Here is a 16,254-nt window from a genome sequence, read left to right on the forward strand (position 1 = left end):
CGATGCAGGCGCTCTACGACCTGCCGGCCCCGGCCAAGCTCAACCTCTTTCTGCACATCACCGGGCGGCGCGGCGACGGCTATCACCTGCTGCAGTCGGTCTTCATGCTGATCGACTGGTGCGACACCCTGCACTGCGAGGTGCGCGCCGACGGCCTCATCACCCGCGAGGACCTCTCCACGCCCCTGCCGGCCGAAGACCTCACGCTGCGCGCCGCGCGTGCGCTGCAGGCGGCGACCGGCTGCACGCTGGGCGCGCACATCGGCGTGCACAAGCGCGTGCCCGCACAGGCCGGCATGGGCGGCGGCTCGTCCGACGCCGCGACGGCCCTGCTCGGCCTGAACCGCCTCTGGGGGCTGAACCTGCCGCGCTCGCAGCTGGCGGCCATCGGTCTGCGGCTGGGCGCGGACCTGCCGTTTTTTTTACGCGGCAGGAACGCTTGGGTCGAAGGAATTGGTGACATAATTCGGCCTCTTGAGTTGGAGCAAGCACTGCCGCGAAGCCGCTTCGCAGTGGTGAAGCCGGAAGCCGGGTTGGATACGAAATCAATTTTTTCGCATCATTCACTTAAGCGCGATTCGGCATGTGCTACAATCTCAGGCTTTGCTGCAGCACACTACCAGTTTGGTAGAAACGACTTGCAGCCGGTGGCTCAGGCACTTTGCCCGGAGATCGAGCAAGCCCTTCAGTGGCTTGAATCGAAGGGTTTGAAGGCGCGAATGACCGGCTCTGGAAGTGCAGTGTTCGCACCAATGCCGCATGCGGTCGATTTGCAGGACGCGCCCAGCGCCTGGCAGGTCCGCTCATGTGAGAATCTCGCGGTTCATCCTCTGGAAGGATGGGCGGCAGATGAAAGTTTCGGTTGATTGCCCTCGGCAATCGACCTGTGTAGGGGAGTCGCCAAGTTGGTTAAGGCACCGGATTTTGATTCCGGCATGCGAAGGTTCGAATCCTTCTTCCCCTGCCAAATTCTTTTTGCATTCAGGCTTTTTTCTTCAGACTGCTGAGTCGCTCATGCAAGCCAATCACCCCGATTTCATGGTTTTCACGGGCAATGCCAATCCTGGCATGGCAGCTGAAATCGCCCAGCACCTGGGCACCACGCTGGGCTCCGCCGACGTGGGCCGCTTCTCCGACGGCGAAGTCACCGTCGAAATCAAGCAAAACGTCCGCGCCCGCGATGTGTTCGTCGTGCAGTCCACCTGCGCGCCGACCAACGAGAACTTGATGGAACTGCTGATCATGGTCGACGCGCTCAAGCGCGCCTCGGCCGAACGCATCAGCGCCGTGATCCCCTACTTCGGCTACGCCCGCCAGGACCGCCGTCCACGCTCCAGCCGCGTGCCGATCACCGCCAAGGTGGTGGCCAACATGCTGCAGGCCGTGGGCGTGGCCCGCGTGCTGACCATGGACCTGCACGCCGACCAGATCCAGGGCTTCTTCGACATTCCGGTGGACAACATCTACGCGTCGCCGGTGTTGCTGGGCGACCTGCGGCAAAAGCAGTACGACGACCTGATCGTCGTTTCGCCCGACGTGGGCGGCGTGGTGCGCGCACGGGCGCTGGCCAAGCAGTTGAACTGCGACCTGGCCATCATCGACAAGCGCCGTCCCAAGGCCAACGTGTCCGAAGTGATGCACGTGATCGGCGAGATCGAAGGCCGTAACTGCGTCATCATGGACGACATGATCGACACCGCCGGCACGCTGGTCAAAGCCGCCGAAGTGCTGAAGGAACGCGGCGCCAAGAAGGTGTATGCCTATTGCACGCACCCCATCTTCTCCGGTCCGGCCATCGAGCGCATCGCCAAGGGCACCGCGCTCGACGAAGTCGTCGTGACCAACACCATTCCCCTGAGCGATTCCGCCGGGGCATGCACCAAGATTCGCCAACTCTCCGTGGCCCCGCTGATCGCCGAGACGATCCAGCGCATCGCCAAGGGTGAGTCGGTCATGAGTTTGTTCTCGGACCAGGAAAACCTTTTCTGATCCAGCCGCCTTCGGGCGGCGAGCGTCACCAGGCCTCCTTCGGGAGGCCTGTGCGTTCGAGGACACCCAGCAGGCCCGCCGCCGTGTGGCACGGGTCTTTTTCAACAGGGCACAGGCTGGTCGCGGCCTGCCCTATCAGGAGCCAACTATGAACTTCGTCGCTTTTGAGCGCGCCAAGCAAGGTACGGGTGCGAGCCGCCGTCTGCGCAACACGGGCAAGACGCCCGGCATCGTCTACGGCGGTGCAGCTGAACCCCAACTGATCGAGATCGATCACAACGCCCTGTGGCACGCCCTGAAGAAGGAAGCGTTCCACTCCAGCGTGCTGGACATGGAAATCGCCGGCGCCACCAGCAAGGTCCTGCTGCGCGACGTGCAATACCACCCCTACAAGCAACTCGTGCTGCACATCGACTTCCAGCGCGTGGACGCCAAGACCCGCCTGCACGTGAAGGTGCCGCTGCACTTCAGCGGCGCTGAAGAGTCCGACGCCGTCAAGGTCGACAAGTGCCTGGTCAACCCCGTCGTCAACGAACTCGACGTGACCTGCATGCCTTCCGAGCTGCCCGAGTTCATCTCCGTGGACCTGAGCAAGCTGAAGAAGGGCGAGTCCCTCAAGCTCAAGGACATCAAGCTGCCCCGCGGCCTGCGTCCCGTGATCCGCGGCGGCCAGAACAACCCTGTGCTGGTGTCCGTCACGAACCCCGTGGTGGAAGAAGAAGCACCGGCAGCCGACGCGGCCGCTCCTGCCGCCGAACCCGCCAAGGGCAAGGGCAAGAAGAAGTAATTCGACCTGCTTCGCTCACCGACAGCTCGCCCCGGGGCGATGCTGTCTTCGACGGCCCACCTCTGCGTGGGCCGTTGCTTTTGGTGCCTCACGGATAATCGGGCAGATCATGATCAAACTGTTTGTGGGCCTGGGCAATCCCGGCCCGGAATACGAAGCCACCCGCCACAACGCGGGTTTCTGGTGGATCGACGCGCTGGCGCGTGAGCTCAAAGCCACGCTGGTGCCCGAGCGCAGCTATTGGGGCCTGGCCGCCCGCGTGAACGTGCAGGGCCAGAGCGTGTGGCTGCTGGAGCCGCAGACCTTCATGAACCTGTCGGGCAAGTCGGTGGCCTCGCTGGCGCGGTTCTTCAAGATCCAGCCAGAGGAGATCCTGGTGGCGCACGACGAGCTGGACATCCCGCCCGGCCAGGTCAAGCTCAAGCGCGGCGGCAGCCATGCCGGCCACAACGGCCTGCGCGACATCCACGCGCAACTGGGTTCGTCCGACTATTGGCGCCTGCGCATCGGCGTGGGGCACCCGGGCGTGAAGGCCGAGGTGGTGAACTGGGTGCTGAAAAAGCCCTCGCCCGACCAGCGCGTGCTGATCGAGGACAGCATCGTGCATTCGCTGAAGGCCCACACCGCGATGCTGGCCGGCGACATGGAAAAAGCCACCCTGCTGGTGCACACCACCAAGCCACCGCGCCCGAAGCCGCCCCGCCCCGCGACCGCCGCTGCAGCAGAACCCAAACCTGCGGGGGAATGAGTCAATGCTATCTATTCGATAGCACCTGGCGCTTGACACATAAGCGCTACAGCCCCAAAACGCCGTGAATCAGGCCGTCTTGGCCGCCTGCAGGCGTTGGAACTTCTGCCACAGCGTTTCACGGCTTTCCGTGTTTCGCGGATCGACCGGGATGCACGCCACCGGGCAGATCTGCACGCACTGCGGCTCGTCGAAGTGGCCCACGCATTCGGTGCACTTGGAAGGCTCGATCTCGTAGATCTCCTCGCCCATGGTGATGGCGCCGTTCGGGCACTCGGGCTCGCAGACGTCGCAGTTGATGCACTCGTCGGTGATCATCAAAGCCATGGCGCGCCTCCCAGGGGGCGCCGGGCAGGGGCGGCGAAAACGAGGCGGTGGCGGGGAGACGGCATGCCGCGATTATCCCCGCCGCCGCAAGCCCCTCACCCCGACGTGACCAACCCGCGCCTGCGGCCGGGGCCGGCTTCGCCCCGCTCGCCGGTCGCCCACCGCGTCGCAGTGCCGGCCGAGGGCCGTTTTGCCGCTATCCTGCGCCACCATGCCACACCCGATCCGTCCATGGGCCTCTTCGTTCTCCGGCGCCTGCTGACGCTCGCCGCCACGCTGGCGGGCGCCTCGCTGGTCGTGTTCGTGGTGCTGGAGATCCTGCCCGGCAACGCCGCGCAGGTGCTGCTCGGGCCCGACGCCGCGCCCGAGGCCGTGGCCGAGCTGGCCACCCAGCTGGGCCTGGACCAGCCGGCGCCCAGGCGCTACGCGCAATGGGTCGCCGGCCTCGTCTCAGGCGACATGGGCACCAGCGCCGCCTACGGCACGCCGGTGGCCGAACTGGTCTGGGAGCGCCTGGCCCTCACCGTGCCGCTCGCCGTCATGGCGATGGCGCTCACCACCGTGCTGGCGCTCGCGGCCGGGCTCTACGCCGCGTCGCACCACCGGCGCTGGGGCGACGTGGGCGTGATGGGGCTGGCGCAGCTGGGCATCGCCCTGCCCAATTTCTGGTTCGCCATCCTGCTGATCCTGCTCTTTTCGGTGAAGCTGCAGTGGTTCTCCGCCGGCGGCTTTCCGGGCTGGACCGAAGCGGCGGGCGGCGGCGTGCTGCCCGCGCTGCAGGCCCTGCTGCTGCCGGCCATCGCGCTGGCCGTGGTGCAGGCGGCCATTCTGGCGCGCATCACGCGCTCGGCGGTGCTCGACGTGCTGCGGGAAGACTTCGTGCGCACCGCCCGCGCCAAGGGCCTGTCGCGCCGTGCGGCGCTCTGGGGCCACGTGCTGCGCAACGCGATGATCCCGGTGGTCACCGTGATGGGCCTGCAGTTCGCCAACCTGCTGGCGGGCACCATCATGGTGGAAAACGTGTTCTACCTGCCGGGCCTGGGCCGGCTGATCTTCCAGTCCATTGCCAACCGCGACCTGATCGTGGTGCGCAACTGCGTGATGCTGCTGGCCGCGCTGGTGGTCGTCGTCAACGCGGTGGTCGACGTGCTGTACGCGGTGATCGACCCGCGCGTGAAGGCGGGCGCGGCATGACGGCGCCGGTGCAGGCCCATCGGGCGGCGCGCCTGCTGCGCCACCCCAGCTTCGCGCTGGGCGCCGCGCTCACGGCCCTGCTGGTGGCCGCCGCGCTGCTCTCGCTGGTATGGACGCCCGCCCCACCCCTTGCCATGGACCTGGCGGCCAAGCTGCAGCCCCCGGGCGCGGGCCACTGGCTGGGCACCGACGCTTTCGGGCGCGACGTGGCATCGCTGCTGCTGGTGGGGGCGCGCTCCTCGCTGCTGGTGGGCGCGCTGGCGGTGGGCATCGGCGCGGGCCTGGGCGTGGCCCTGGGCCTGCTGGCCGCGGCGCGGCGCGGCTGGGTCGAGGAACTGGTGATGCGGCTGGCGGATTTCACCTTCGCCTTTCCGGCCCTGCTGCTGGCCATCATGCTGGCGGCGGTGTTCGGCGCGGGCATGGTGAACGCCATCGTGGCGATCGGCGTGTTCTACGTACCCACCTTCGCGCGGGTCGCCCGTGCGTCGGCCGTGGCCGTCTGGTCGCGCGACTTCGTGCTGGCGGCGCGGGCCTGCGGCAAAGGCCGCTGGCGCATCACCTGGGAACACGTGCTGCCGAACATCCTGCCGGTGCTGATCGTGCAGGCCACCACGCACTTCGCGCTGGCCATCCTGGCAGAGGCAGCGCTCTCGTACCTGGGCCTGGGCACGCAGCCGCCGCAGCCGTCGTGGGGCCGCATGCTGAGCGAGGCGCAGACCTTGATGTTCCAGGCACCGCTGCTGGCCGTGTGGCCGGGCCTGGCCATCGCCCTGGCGGTGCTGGGGCTCAACCTGCTGGGCGACGGCCTGCGCGACGGGCTCGACCCCCGGCTGGCGAGGCAGCGATGAGCACGTTGCCGCCGCCGTCAGCCCCACCCCTGCTGCAGGTCGACGACCTCCAGGTGCGCCTGCCCGTCGCCGGCGGCATGGCCGCGGCCGTGCGGCAGGCGTCGTTCAGCCTGCGGCGCGGCGAGACGCTGGGCATCGTCGGCGAATCGGGCAGCGGCAAATCGCTCACCGCGCTGGCGCTGATGGGCCTGCTGCCCGAAGGAGCCGCCGTCACCGGCAGCCTTCGCCTGGACGGCGCCGAACTGCTGGGCCGCCCCGACGCCGACTGGTGCCGGCTGCGCGGCAACCGCATCGGCATGGTGTTCCAGGAGCCGATGACCGCCCTGAACCCCGTGCACCCCATCGGCCGCCAGGTGGCGGAGCCCCTGCGCCTGCATCGGGCCCTCGGTGCCCGCGCCGCGCGCAGCGAGGCCATCGCCCTGCTGGAGCGGGTGGGCATCGCCCAGGCGGCGCAGCGCTTCGACGCCTATCCGCACGAGTTTTCGGGCGGGCAGCGCCAGCGCATCACCATCGCCATGGCCCTGGCCTGCGCGCCCGACCTGCTGATCGCCGACGAGCCCACCACGGCGCTGGACGTGACGCTGCAGCGGCAGATCCTCGAGCTGATCGCCGGCCTGGTGCGCGAGCGCGGCATGGCGCTGCTGCTGATCTCGCACGACCTGGGCGTGATCTCGCAGAACGTGGACCGGGTGCTGGTGATGTATGGCGGCAGCATCGTCGAGAGCGGCAGCACGCAGGCGGTGTTCGAGCACCGCGCCCATCCCTACACGCGGGGCCTCTTCGCCGCCCGGCCGCAGTGGCTGGGGCCCCGGGGGCCGGGCACGCGCCTGCCGACCATTCCCGGCACGGTGCCCGCCCTGGAGGACCTGCCGCCCGGCTGCCCATTCGCGGGGCGCTGCGCCTTCACCCTCCCGGACTGCCACGCCGGCCTGCCTGCCGCACGCCGCATCGGTGGGCAGGAGGGCCAGGAACACCATGCGCGCTGCATCCGGCTTGGCGCCGTGGCGGCATCGCAGGAGGCCGCTGCATGACGTCCACCCATGAGTCTGCTATTGATTCAATAGCTGCCAGCACCCATCCACCAAGCGCCAGCGGCACTTTTGACCCTCATTCCAGCGGCGCACCACCCCTGCTGCGGGTGACCGACCTGGCGCGCCACTACGCGCTGCCGCGTGAACACCTCTTCGGCCCGCGCCCGCAGGTCGCCGCGCTGGCAGGCGTCAGCTTCTCCGTCCCCGCTGGCGGCAGCCTGGGCGTGGTGGGCGAATCGGGCTCGGGCAAGTCCACCCTGGCGCGGCTGGTGATGGCGCTGGACGCACCGAGCAGCGGCACGGTCGAGTGGCAGGGGCGCGACCTGCACCGCATGCCGGCGGCCGAGCTGCGCGCCGCACGGGCGGGCTTCCAGATGGTGTTCCAAGACCCGTATGGCTCGCTCGATCCGCGCCAGACCGTCGCCCGCATCGTGGCCGAGCCGCTGGACGCCCTGCCCCTGCCCGGCCACGACCGCCCGCTGCCCCGCGCCGAGCAGCACGAGCGTGTGCTGCAGGCGCTGGCCGAAGTGGGCCTGCGCGCCAGCGACGCGGCCCGGTACCCGCACGAGTTCTCGGGCGGCCAGCGCCAGCGCATCGCCATCGCCCGCGCCCTGGTCACCCGCCCGCGCCTGATCGTGGCCGACGAGCCGGTGAGCGCGCTCGACGTGTCGGTGCAGGCGCAGGTGCTGAACCTGCTGCTGGACCTGCGCGAGCAGCACGGCATCGCCCTGCTGCTCATCAGCCACGACCTGGCCGTGGTGCACCAGGTGTGCGACGAGGCCATCGTGCTGCACCAGGGCCGCATCGTGGAACGCGGCGCGCCGGCCGGGCTGTTCTCGCGGCCGCGCCACCCGTACACGCAGGCGCTGGTGGCGGCCGTGCCGCGGCTGCCGGATGAAGCGCGGGCGGGCTGAGCCTGCCTGAGCCTGCCTGAGCCTGCCTGAGCCTGCCTGAGCCTGAGCATGCCGGCGGGGGCTGGCATCATCCGGCAGGTACCGGCGCCCCGAGCCGCCCCCCCGACCCTCGCCCCTGCACGACAACCCACAGGAGACCCGCCCCCATGCCCGACCGCCGTTCCGTTCTCGCCACCGGCGTTTTCGCCTCCGCCGCGCTGTGCGCGCCCTTCGGCGCCGCGCTGGCGCAGACCCGCAAGGATGCGGTGACGCTGGGCATGGTGCTGGAGCCGCCGGGCCTGGACCCGACCGCCGGCGCGGCCTCGTCGATCGGCGAGGTGGTGCTCTACAACGTGCTGGAGCCGCTCACCAAGATCAACGCCGACGGCAGCGTCTCGCCCCTGCTGGCCGAAAGCTGGGAGGTGTCGCCCGACCTGAAGACCACCACCTTCCGCCTGCGCCGGGGCGTCACGTTCCAGAACGGCGAGCCGTTCAACGCCGCAGCCGTGAAGTTCTCCTTCGACCGGGCGGGCAGCGACAAGAGCACGAACAAGGACAAGCGCACCTTCGCCGCGCTGACCACGCAGGTGGTGGACGAGCGCACCGTCGTGGTCATCAACCAGGACATCGAGCCCGACCTGCTGTTCCTGCTGGGCCAGGCCACGGCCGTCATCGTGGAGCCCAAGAGCGCGGCCGGCAACGCCACCCGCCCGGTGGGCACGGGGCCCTACCAGCTCGGCCAGTGGAGCCGGGGCGCGTCGATCACGCTCACCGCCTGGCCGGGCTACCGCGCCGCCGCGAACGTGAAGATCCGCCGCGCCACCTTCCGCTTCATCCCGGACCCGGCGGCCCAGGTGGCGGCGCTGCTGGCGGGCGACGTGGACGTGTTCCCGCGCGTCACGCCGCGCAGCCTGGCGCAGTTCAAGTCGAACGCCCGCTTCCAAGTGGTGGTGAGCGGCTCGCGGGCCAAGACCATCCTGGCCATGAACCACGCGAGAAAGCCGCTGCAGGACGTGCGCGTGCGCCGCGCCATCGCCGCGTCCATCGACCGCCGTGCCGTCATCGAAGGCGCGGGCGACGGGCTGGGCGCGCCCATCGGCAGCCACTACGTGCCGGGCGCCTTCGGCTACATCGACACCACGGGCATCAACCCCTACGACCCCGACAAGGCGCGCAGGCTGCTGGCCGAAGCGGGCGTGAAGACGCCGCTCACCCTGACGATGACGCTGCCACCCACGCCCTATGCGCGCCAGGGCGGCGAGGTGATCGCCGCGCAGCTGGCGCAGGTGGGCATCACGGCGCGGCTGCAGAACGTGGAATGGGCGCAGTGGCTGAGCGGCACCTACGGCAGCAAGAACTACGACCTGACGCTGATCTCGCACGTGGAGCCGTTCGACCTGGGCAACTTCGCCAAGCCCGACTACTACTGGGGCTACCAGTCGCCGAAGTTCAACGCGCTCTACGACCAGATCAAGAACGCCACCCGTCCGGCGGACCGTGCCCGCCTGCTGGGCGACGCGCAGCGCCTGCTGGCAGAAGACAGCGTGCACGCCTTCCTCTACCAGCCGCAGTGGGTGACGGTGGCGCCGAAGAACCTGCGCGGCCTGTGGAAGGACCTGCCGGTGTTCGTCAACGACCTGGCGGCGCTCTCCTGGGCCTGAAGACGAGAGGCCGCCCCATGACCGACACCGACCTGCCCATGCGCGACCTACCCTTGCACAACTGGCCCGCCCACGCGCTGCTGGCCGCCTACCGCCAGCGCACGCTCTCGCCCGTCGAGGTCACCCAGGCCGTGCTGGCCCACATCGACCGCTGGGAGCCGCACCTGCACGCCACCTACCTGCTGCGGCCCGAGGCCGCGCTGCAACAGGCCCGCGCCAGCGAGGCGCGCTGGCTGCGCGGCACGCCGCAGGGCCTGCTCGACGGCGTGCCGGCCACCATCAAGGAGAACATCGCCACCCGGGGCGACCCCACGCCGCTGGGCACCGCCGCCACCATGCTGGCGCCGGCCCTGGAAGACGCCCCGCCCGCCGCCCGCCTGCGCGAGGCCGGCGCGGTGCTGATCGCCAAGACCACCATGCCTGACTACGGCATGCTGTCGTCGGGCCTGTCGTCCTTCCACCCGCTGGCGCACAACCCGTGGGACCTGGCCTGCGGGCCAGGCGGCTCCAGCGCCGGGGCGGCCGCTGCGGCAGCCGCTGGCTACGGGCCGCTGCACGTGGGCACCGACATCGGCGGCTCGCTGCGGCTGCCGGCGGGCTGGTGCGGCATCTTCAGCCTCAAGCCCAGCCTGGGCCGCGTGCCCATCGACCCGCCGACCACCGGCCGCGCCGCCGGCCCCATGACCCGTACGGTGCGCGACGCCGCGCTGATGATGCAGGTGCTGTCGCAACCCGACACGCGCGACAGCATGGCGCTGCCGCCCGCCGCCATCGCCTGGGACAGCTTCGAGGCCGGGCCCGAGCGCGTGCGCGGCCTGCGCCTGGGCCTGCTGCTCGACGCGGGTTGCGGCCTCGCCGTGGAGCCGGAGGTGCGCGCCGCCATCGAACGGGCCGCCCGCCTTTTCGAGCAGGCCGGCGCCACCATCGTGCCGATGCGTCCCTTCCTCACCCCGGCCATGCTGGCGGGCATGGACCATTTCTGGCGCATGCGCTCGCTGGCCGACCTGCGCACCCTGCCGCCCGAGCGCCGCGCGCGGGTGCTGCCTTACATCCAGGCCTGGGCCGACAGCGCGGCCGCCATGACGGGCATGGAAGTCTTCGAGGCCGGCCAGCAGTTCCACGCCACCCGCGTGGCCACGGTGCGCGCCTGCAGCGCGGTGGACTACGTGCTGTCGCCCGTCGCGCCCATGCCGGCCTTCGCGGCCGAGGCGGCCTCGCCCACCGGCGACCCGCTGCGGCCGCTGGAGCACATCGCCTTCACGGTGCCCTACAACATGTCCGAACAGCCCGCCGCCTCGGTGCCCTGCGCGCACACGGCGGGCGGCCTGCCCATCGGGTTGCAGATCGCCGGGCCGCGCTTCGACGACCTGGGCGTGCTGCGGCTGGCGCGGGTGTTCGAGCAGCTGCGACCGGCGCTGCCGCCCTGGCCGGCGCCGCCCGCCGGCTGACGGGCCCGCAGCCATGCGAGGGGCCGGGCGGCGCGCACAATGCGTGGTGGCGCCCGGTGCGCCAGCGCCAGCACCCGTCCGCGCCGCGCCCGGCCGCGCCCGTCCGTTACCCATCCCACCCGCTCCGACACCCGAACCCATGGACCTTCTTCTACTCGCGCTGCTGCTGTCCACCGGCGGCTACGCCGTCAACGCGCAGCAGCAGCGCAAGCGCATCGCCCTGCTGGGCGCCCACCTCGGCAACTACCAGATCGAGAAGCTGCTGGAGACGCTGACCCAGGGCTACCTGCGCGCCCTGGGCGAGCAGGACCCCGAGCGGCGCAGCCAGATCTTCGCGCTGCTGGAGGGCAGCGAATCGCAATTGAGCGACCAGTTCGGCCGCTTCGCCGCGGAGTTCGCCCGCGTCGACCCGCAACTGGCCCGGGTCAGCCGCCTGCCGGTGGGGCTGCCGTTCGCCCTGCAGCTCTTTCCCGCCGCCTCGTTCGACATGCGCCAGGCGCTGGCCGTGCACGCCCAGGGCATCGCCCGCGTGGCCCGCAACGAGGCCGGCCGCGCACCGCGCGACAAGGCCTTCATGATGACGGCCGAGCTGTTCCTCATGCAGCACACCTGCCACTGGTTCTGCAAGTCGCGCACCGTGGCCTCCGCCCGCATGGTGGCGCGCCACCAGACGCCGCACGCGCAGCTGGTGGCGTCGGTCTCGCCCGAGACCCGGGCGGCCTACACCGCGCTGGTGGGACACTGAGCGGGCCGCCCGCCGGTTTCAGGAATGAAAACAGGCTCCCGCGACCGTAAAATATAGGCATATAGCTATTATTTTCATAGCATTTCGGGCGGATGGCGTGGCGGCACGCAGCAGGCCATGCGGCTGGGGGCACCCGCGGCGCGGGACAACCGTGGGCCTTCCATGGAATGGCGGAGCGTGCCTTCCGGCCAACGCCTAGAATGCCGCCATTGCGATCCGCCACACCCTTCTTGGCCCCCGCGCCAGCCCTTCAACCGCCTCCCTCCGTGTCCCAGCGCCCCCCTGACGCTTCCTCGCCCGGCGCATCCGCCCCGGGCACGGCCGACCCCCTGACGGCGCTGCGCCAGGCCACGCAGGCACGCCATGCCCGGCTGGACGCCCACCTGCCGCTCGCCCAGCCGCACGCCAGCCTGCGCGACTACGCGCTGCACGCCCAGGCGCTGAGCGGCTGGCTGGCCGCGCTGGCACCCGAGCTGCAGGCGCTGCAGGCCCAGGCGCCGGGCTTCGCCTTCGACGACCCGGCCCGCCTGGCCGACCTGCAGGCCGACCTGCGCGACACCGGCCTGCCCCTGGCACCCGCCGCGCCCAGCGCCGCGACCCAGCAGGCCCTGCGGCAGGCACGTCCGGCATCCCCCGGCCAGCACGCCGCCTTCCGCTGGGGTCTGGCCTATGTCGTGGAAGGCTCGCAGTTGGGTGGCCAGGTGCTGCATCGCCGGCTGGCGCCCCGTCTCGCCCCCCACCCGCTGCGCTACCTGCAAGGCAGCGGCGGCAGCGGTGCGGGCGCTCGCTGGCGTGAATTCGTCGAACGGCTGCGTGGCGAGTTCGCCGCCGTTCCGCCCGAAGCCGTGGAGGCCGCCTGCGCCGGTGCCTGCGCCGCATTCGACGGCCTGGAAAGCGACCTGCGGGCCGCCGGAGCGCCCCTGTGACGCCCGTGACGCCGCCCGGCCGTCCGCCGCACTACCAGGGGCTGCTGCCCCCCGCCACGCTCGACAACTGCGACCGTGAACCGATCCACATCCCGGGCGCCATCCAGAACCACGGCGCGCTGCTGGCCCTGGACGCCGAGGGCCTGGTGCGCTACGCCAGTGCCAACACGGGCGAGATGCTGGGGCACGCCATCGAGCCAGGCACCCGCTGGACCCCCGAACTGCTGGGCGAGGACGAGCGCCTGGCCGCATTGATCGCCGAGGGCCTGGCGGCCGTGGGCGGCCGCGGCGACATGCCCATGCCGGCCGAATGCCACCTGGCGGGCCGAACCTTCGACGTCGTGCTGCACACGGTGCAGTCGCTGCTGGTGGTGGAGTTCGAGAGCCGCCGCCATTCGTCCGACGAGCTGACGGGCTTCGCCCTGCAGGCGCACCGCGCCATGGAAAAGCTGCGCCGCCCCCGCGCCATCGAGGACCTGCTGCAGCTGGCCACCGAGGAATTGCGCGCGCTCACCGGCTTCGACCGGGTGATGGCCTACCGCTTCCGGCACGACGCGAGCGGCGACGTGGTGGCCGAGGCATGCGCCGAGACGCTCGACCCCTATCTGGGCCGCCGCTACCCGGCCAGCGACATTCCGGCGCAGGCGCGGCGCCTCTACGTGGCCAACACGCTGCGCATGATCGCGGACATCGGCTCGCCGCCCGTGCCGCTGCTGCAGCTCACCGCCGAGCCGCTGGACCTGAGCGCCGGCGTGCTGCGCAGCGTCTCGCCGATCCACATCGAATACCTCACGAACATGGGCGTGGGCGCGTCGATGAGCGTCTCGATCGTCATCAACGACCAGCTCTGGGGGCTGCTCGCCTGCCACCACATGGCGCCGCGCCAGGTGCCCTACAGCGTGCGCATGGCCTGCGACGTGATCGCGCAGATGCTGGCCGCCAACATCCAGACGGCGCTCACCCGCGCGCAGGCCGAACGGCTGCAGGAAGTGGCCGCGCTGCGCACGCACGTGATGGAGAACGTGCTGCATTCCGACGACGAATTCGCCACGCTGTGCGAATTCGCCGCCCCGCTGGCGCGGGCGCTGAATGCCGACGGCGCCATCGTGGCCGAGCGCAGCAAGTTCTGCCAGGAAGGCCCCATCCCGCTGGCGGTGGCGCGCATCCTCGTGCAGTGGCTGCAGACCACCCAGTCCGGCCAGGGCCACGACCTCTTCCACACCCATGCGCTGCCGCTCGAATCGCCCGCCGTCGCTGCGGCGCTGGCGCCCTGGTGCGGCGTGCTGGGGCTGCCGCTGGACCGCAGCACCGGCAGCTGGCTGATCTTCCTTCGCAAGGAACAGGTGGAGACCATCCACTGGGGCGGCAAGCCCGACAAGGAAACCCGCTTCGGCCCGCTGGGGCCGCGGCTCACCCCGCGTGGTTCCTTCGATCTGTGGAAGGAGACCGTGCGCTCCACCGCTGTGCCCTGGAGCGCGGAAGACCTGAAGATCGCGCAGCAGATGCTCGACGAGCTGGTGCGCTCGCAAAACGGCCGCAACGCGGAGCTCAACCGCGCCCGCAACCAGCTGATGGCCGTGCTGGGGCACGACCTGCGCGACCCGCTGCATTCCATCAGCATGGCCGCGCGCGTGCTGGAAAAAACCGAGGACGCCGGCAGCCGCACCGGCCGTATCGGCCAGCGCATCCAGTCGTCCAGCAGCCGCATGCAGCGGCTGGTCAGCCAGGTGATGGACATGTCGCGCCTGCAGAACAAGCTGGGCCTGGACGTGCACCCCGAGCCGCTCGACCTGGTGCCGCTGGTGGCCGACCTGCTGGACGAGTCCCGCACCGCCCACCCGCTGCTGGCGATCACCTTCGATGCACCCCCGTCGCTGATGGCCTTCGCCGATCCGGACCGGGTGGCGCAGGTGATCGTCAACCTGGTGAGCAACGCCCGCCACCACGGCCAGGTGGGCGAGGCCATCGAGGTGCGCGCCTTCACCGACGAGCAAGGCCCCACCCTGCAGGTGAGCAACGTGGCGCCCGAGATTCCGCCGGACGTGGCGGAGGCGCTCTTCAAGCCGTTCAAGCCCACGTCCCTCAATAACCCGCGCAACCGGGGCGGCATGGGGCTGGGCCTCTACATCGCGCACCAGATCGTGATGGAGCACGGGGGCGACCTGCGCTACCACTATGCATCGCCCCGCGTGGTGTTCACCCTGCAGCTGCGCGCGCCCCTCGGGCACGAGGGTTGAGCCGGCGTGGCGCCGCAGATAGCGGCCGTGTCCTACCGGACGGGTACCGCCCCGGCGCACGAAATTGGCCACAATCGGGCCTGCGGCTGAACCGTTGCGCCTGCTGCCGCGACACACCGGTCACCCGGGCCCTCGCGCCGATTCCGCACCCGCTGGTGATCCAACCCCGGGGCAGCCTCGTAACCCGCAGACCTCTTTAGCCCCACACTGGCCTATGCACCCCGAGATCCTCATCATCGACGACAACCTGGATGCCACCGAGCTGCTGCGCGAGCTGCTGGAAATGCAGGACTTCCCCGTGCGCACCGCGCTCAGCGGCCAGGCGGCCCTGGAGGCCATGCGCGAGCGCCCCGCGCAGCTGCTGCTGGTGGACCAGAACCTGCCCGACGTGCAGGGCTCGGTGCTGACGCCCCAGCTGCGGGACATCGCCACCCAGGCCGGCGTGCCCTGCATCGCGATCTCCATCACCGGCATGGCGTCGGGCACGGGCTCGGCCACGCCGGTCTTCGACCACGTGCTGGGCAAGCCGCTCGACTTCGAGGCCTTCGACGCCCTGGTGGCCCGCTGCGTCAGCGAGCTGCAGGCGAAGTCGCCCCAGTGACGCGGAGTCTCCCGCCCGCCTCTTTCTGCAACCCTTCCGTGCCTCCCGGCACGCTCGAACCACCGAATGCGCGACATGACCAGCAACCTTGAACACCCGAACGCCCGCATGTGGATGGCCGCGGGCGTACAACACGCTGTGCTGATGCGGGCCCTGCCCGCCATGCGCCACGACCTGGCCAGCCCCCTGTCGGTGCTGCGCATGGGCATGACCGTGCTCAAGCGCCGCGTCGCCCCCGGCAACGACACGCCCGCCGAACAGGCGGTCGAGCGCGTAGAACAGCTGGAAGGGCAGCTGACCACCCTGGGCGAGCACGTGCGCCGCCTGCGCAACTGGGACGTGCAGATCACCGACCGCCAGCCGGCCCGCGCCACCCTGCTGGAGGCCATCGAGCTGGCGCGCCCGCTACTGGCGCTGCGCGGCGTGTTCATCCAGCCACTGGCCGGCGCGCTGCCGGGCGACAGCGAGGCGCCGGTGGCCCACCACACGCTGCTCTACATCACGCTGGCGGCCATCTACCACCTGGGCGAATCGCCCTCCGAGCCGCCGGCGGAAATCCACATCGAGCCACGCGAAGGCGGCATCCGCGTCACGGCGCGGGGCAGCGTCTCGCCCGACGCCCTGCCGCCCCTGGTGCCGGCCAGCGCCCAGAACACGCTGCCGATCGACGCCGACGCACTGCAGTGCCTGGCCGATCACCTGCGGGTGCCCATCACGCGCGGAGCGCGGCAGGTGGACATCGCCCTGGGCGCCGGCTGACCGCATCGCCTGCCAGCCGCGAGGGCAGGCAGCCCTTCGCGGCGGCGGGTTACCGCATCG

At 70.6% G+C, this 16,254-nt stretch carries 16 protein-coding genes and 1 tRNA gene; 16 read left to right on the forward strand and 1 reads right to left on the reverse strand.

All coding sequences use genetic code 11. The annotated features are described in order from the left end of the window. Positions 1 to 2 precede the first annotated feature (2 nt). The 5 genes from ispE (at position 3) to pth (ending at position 3,524) form a co-directional block, all read left to right on the forward strand. Positions 3 to 866, forward strand: coding sequence for a 4-(cytidine 5'-diphospho)-2-C-methyl-D-erythritol kinase (ispE, locus tag ABWV53_RS18410; protein ID WP_353367594.1), 864 nt, complete (start codon positions 3 to 5; stop codon positions 864 to 866). Positions 867 to 890: 24 nt separating this feature from the next. Further along, positions 891 to 967: transfer RNA gene (locus ABWV53_RS18415), tRNA-Gln, on the forward strand. Positions 968 to 1,014: 47 nt separating this feature from the next. Beyond that, entirely contained in the window at positions 1,015 to 1,989 is a 975-nt protein-coding gene (locus ABWV53_RS18420) for a ribose-phosphate pyrophosphokinase (RefSeq protein WP_056666655.1), read from the forward strand. A 148-nt stretch (positions 1,990 to 2,137) separates the two neighbouring features. Further along, on the forward strand, positions 2,138 to 2,776 hold the full coding sequence (locus ABWV53_RS18425; RefSeq protein WP_056666658.1) for a 50S ribosomal protein L25/general stress protein Ctc: 639 nt from the start codon (positions 2,138 to 2,140) through the stop codon (positions 2,774 to 2,776). 109 nt (positions 2,777 to 2,885) lie between these two features. Beyond that, positions 2,886 to 3,524, forward strand: a complete 639-nt coding sequence (gene pth / locus ABWV53_RS18430; RefSeq protein ID WP_353367595.1) for an aminoacyl-tRNA hydrolase — start codon at positions 2,886 to 2,888, stop codon at positions 3,522 to 3,524. A 69-nt stretch (positions 3,525 to 3,593) separates the two neighbouring features. Here pth and ABWV53_RS18435 read toward each other — a convergent pair whose 3' ends face one another. After that, the gene (locus ABWV53_RS18435; protein WP_353367596.1) at positions 3,594 to 3,851 is read right to left on the reverse strand and encodes a YfhL family 4Fe-4S dicluster ferredoxin; all 258 of its coding nucleotides are present in this window, start codon (positions 3,849 to 3,851) and stop codon (positions 3,594 to 3,596) included. A gap of 231 nt (positions 3,852 to 4,082) precedes the next feature. On the opposite strand from ABWV53_RS18435, the gene ABWV53_RS18440 reads away from it, so the two are divergent. From ABWV53_RS18440 to ABWV53_RS18490, 11 genes are all read left to right on the forward strand, one after another. Then, the gene (locus ABWV53_RS18440) at positions 4,083 to 5,045 is read left to right on the forward strand and encodes an ABC transporter permease (RefSeq protein ID WP_353367654.1); all 963 of its coding nucleotides are present in this window, start codon (positions 4,083 to 4,085) and stop codon (positions 5,043 to 5,045) included. Continuing rightward, a complete protein-coding gene (locus ABWV53_RS18445) occupies positions 5,042 to 5,893 on the forward strand; it encodes an ABC transporter permease (RefSeq protein WP_353367597.1) in 852 nt (283 codons plus the stop codon). The genes ABWV53_RS18440 and ABWV53_RS18445 overlap by 4 nt, the downstream gene beginning before the upstream one ends. After that, positions 5,890 to 6,924, forward strand: coding sequence for an ABC transporter ATP-binding protein (locus tag ABWV53_RS18450; RefSeq protein ID WP_353367598.1), 1,035 nt, complete (start codon positions 5,890 to 5,892; stop codon positions 6,922 to 6,924). Before ABWV53_RS18445 ends, ABWV53_RS18450 begins: the two co-directional genes overlap by 4 nt. After that, positions 6,921 to 7,838, forward strand: a complete 918-nt coding sequence (locus ABWV53_RS18455; protein ID WP_353367599.1) for an ATP-binding cassette domain-containing protein — start codon at positions 6,921 to 6,923, stop codon at positions 7,836 to 7,838. The genes ABWV53_RS18450 and ABWV53_RS18455 overlap by 4 nt, the downstream gene beginning before the upstream one ends. A 146-nt stretch (positions 7,839 to 7,984) precedes the next feature. Next, positions 7,985 to 9,478 (forward strand): ABC transporter substrate-binding protein, encoded by a 1,494-nt coding sequence (locus ABWV53_RS18460; protein WP_353367600.1) that lies wholly within the window; start codon positions 7,985 to 7,987, stop codon positions 9,476 to 9,478. Positions 9,479 to 9,495: 17 nt separating this feature from the next. After that, on the forward strand, positions 9,496 to 10,926 hold the full coding sequence (locus tag ABWV53_RS18465; RefSeq protein WP_353367601.1) for an amidase: 1,431 nt from the start codon (positions 9,496 to 9,498) through the stop codon (positions 10,924 to 10,926). Between the two features lie 139 nt (positions 10,927 to 11,065). Continuing rightward, positions 11,066 to 11,671 (forward strand): hypothetical protein, encoded by a 606-nt coding sequence (locus ABWV53_RS18470; RefSeq protein WP_353367602.1) that lies wholly within the window; start codon positions 11,066 to 11,068, stop codon positions 11,669 to 11,671. Positions 11,672 to 11,937: 266 nt separating this feature from the next. Beyond that, entirely contained in the window at positions 11,938 to 12,597 is a 660-nt protein-coding gene (locus ABWV53_RS18475; protein WP_353367603.1) for a biliverdin-producing heme oxygenase, read from the forward strand. Further along, entirely contained in the window at positions 12,594 to 14,834 is a 2,241-nt protein-coding gene (locus ABWV53_RS18480) for an ATP-binding protein (protein WP_353367604.1), read from the forward strand. The genes ABWV53_RS18475 and ABWV53_RS18480 overlap by 4 nt, the downstream gene beginning before the upstream one ends. A gap of 214 nt (positions 14,835 to 15,048) precedes the next feature. Continuing rightward, entirely contained in the window at positions 15,049 to 15,435 is a 387-nt protein-coding gene (locus ABWV53_RS18485) for a response regulator (protein ID WP_353367605.1), read from the forward strand. 75 nt (positions 15,436 to 15,510) lie between these two features. Next, positions 15,511 to 16,194: a sensor histidine kinase gene (locus ABWV53_RS18490; RefSeq protein WP_353367606.1), complete on the forward strand. Its 684-nt coding sequence runs from the start codon at positions 15,511 to 15,513 to the stop codon at positions 16,192 to 16,194. Positions 16,195 to 16,254: the final 60 nt, after the last annotated feature.

The organism is Acidovorax sp. FG27 (assembly GCF_040365715.1).
In the GTDB taxonomy this organism is placed as follows: domain Bacteria; phylum Pseudomonadota; class Gammaproteobacteria; order Burkholderiales; family Burkholderiaceae_C; genus Paracidovorax.

Coding starts and splice junctions, on each gene's coding strand:
- ispE (WP_353367594.1), top strand. CDS start 3: ATGCAGGCGCTCTACGACCTGCCGGCCCCGGCCAAGCTCAACCTCTTT.
- ABWV53_RS18420 (WP_056666655.1), top strand. CDS start 1,015: ATGCAAGCCAATCACCCCGATTTCATGGTTTTCACGGGCAATGCCAAT.
- ABWV53_RS18425 (WP_056666658.1), top strand. CDS start 2,138: ATGAACTTCGTCGCTTTTGAGCGCGCCAAGCAAGGTACGGGTGCGAGC.
- pth (WP_353367595.1), top strand. CDS start 2,886: ATGATCAAACTGTTTGTGGGCCTGGGCAATCCCGGCCCGGAATACGAA.
- ABWV53_RS18435 (WP_353367596.1), bottom strand. CDS start 3,851: ATGGCTTTGATGATCACCGACGAGTGCATCAACTGCGACGTCTGCGAG.
- ABWV53_RS18440 (WP_353367654.1), top strand. CDS start 4,083: ATGGGCCTCTTCGTTCTCCGGCGCCTGCTGACGCTCGCCGCCACGCTG.
- ABWV53_RS18445 (WP_353367597.1), top strand. CDS start 5,042: ATGACGGCGCCGGTGCAGGCCCATCGGGCGGCGCGCCTGCTGCGCCAC.
- ABWV53_RS18450 (WP_353367598.1), top strand. CDS start 5,890: ATGAGCACGTTGCCGCCGCCGTCAGCCCCACCCCTGCTGCAGGTCGAC.
- ABWV53_RS18455 (WP_353367599.1), top strand. CDS start 6,921: ATGACGTCCACCCATGAGTCTGCTATTGATTCAATAGCTGCCAGCACC.
- ABWV53_RS18460 (WP_353367600.1), top strand. CDS start 7,985: ATGCCCGACCGCCGTTCCGTTCTCGCCACCGGCGTTTTCGCCTCCGCC.
- ABWV53_RS18465 (WP_353367601.1), top strand. CDS start 9,496: ATGACCGACACCGACCTGCCCATGCGCGACCTACCCTTGCACAACTGG.
- ABWV53_RS18470 (WP_353367602.1), top strand. CDS start 11,066: ATGGACCTTCTTCTACTCGCGCTGCTGCTGTCCACCGGCGGCTACGCC.
- ABWV53_RS18485 (WP_353367605.1), top strand. CDS start 15,049: ATGCACCCCGAGATCCTCATCATCGACGACAACCTGGATGCCACCGAG.
- ABWV53_RS18490 (WP_353367606.1), top strand. CDS start 15,511: ATGACCAGCAACCTTGAACACCCGAACGCCCGCATGTGGATGGCCGCG.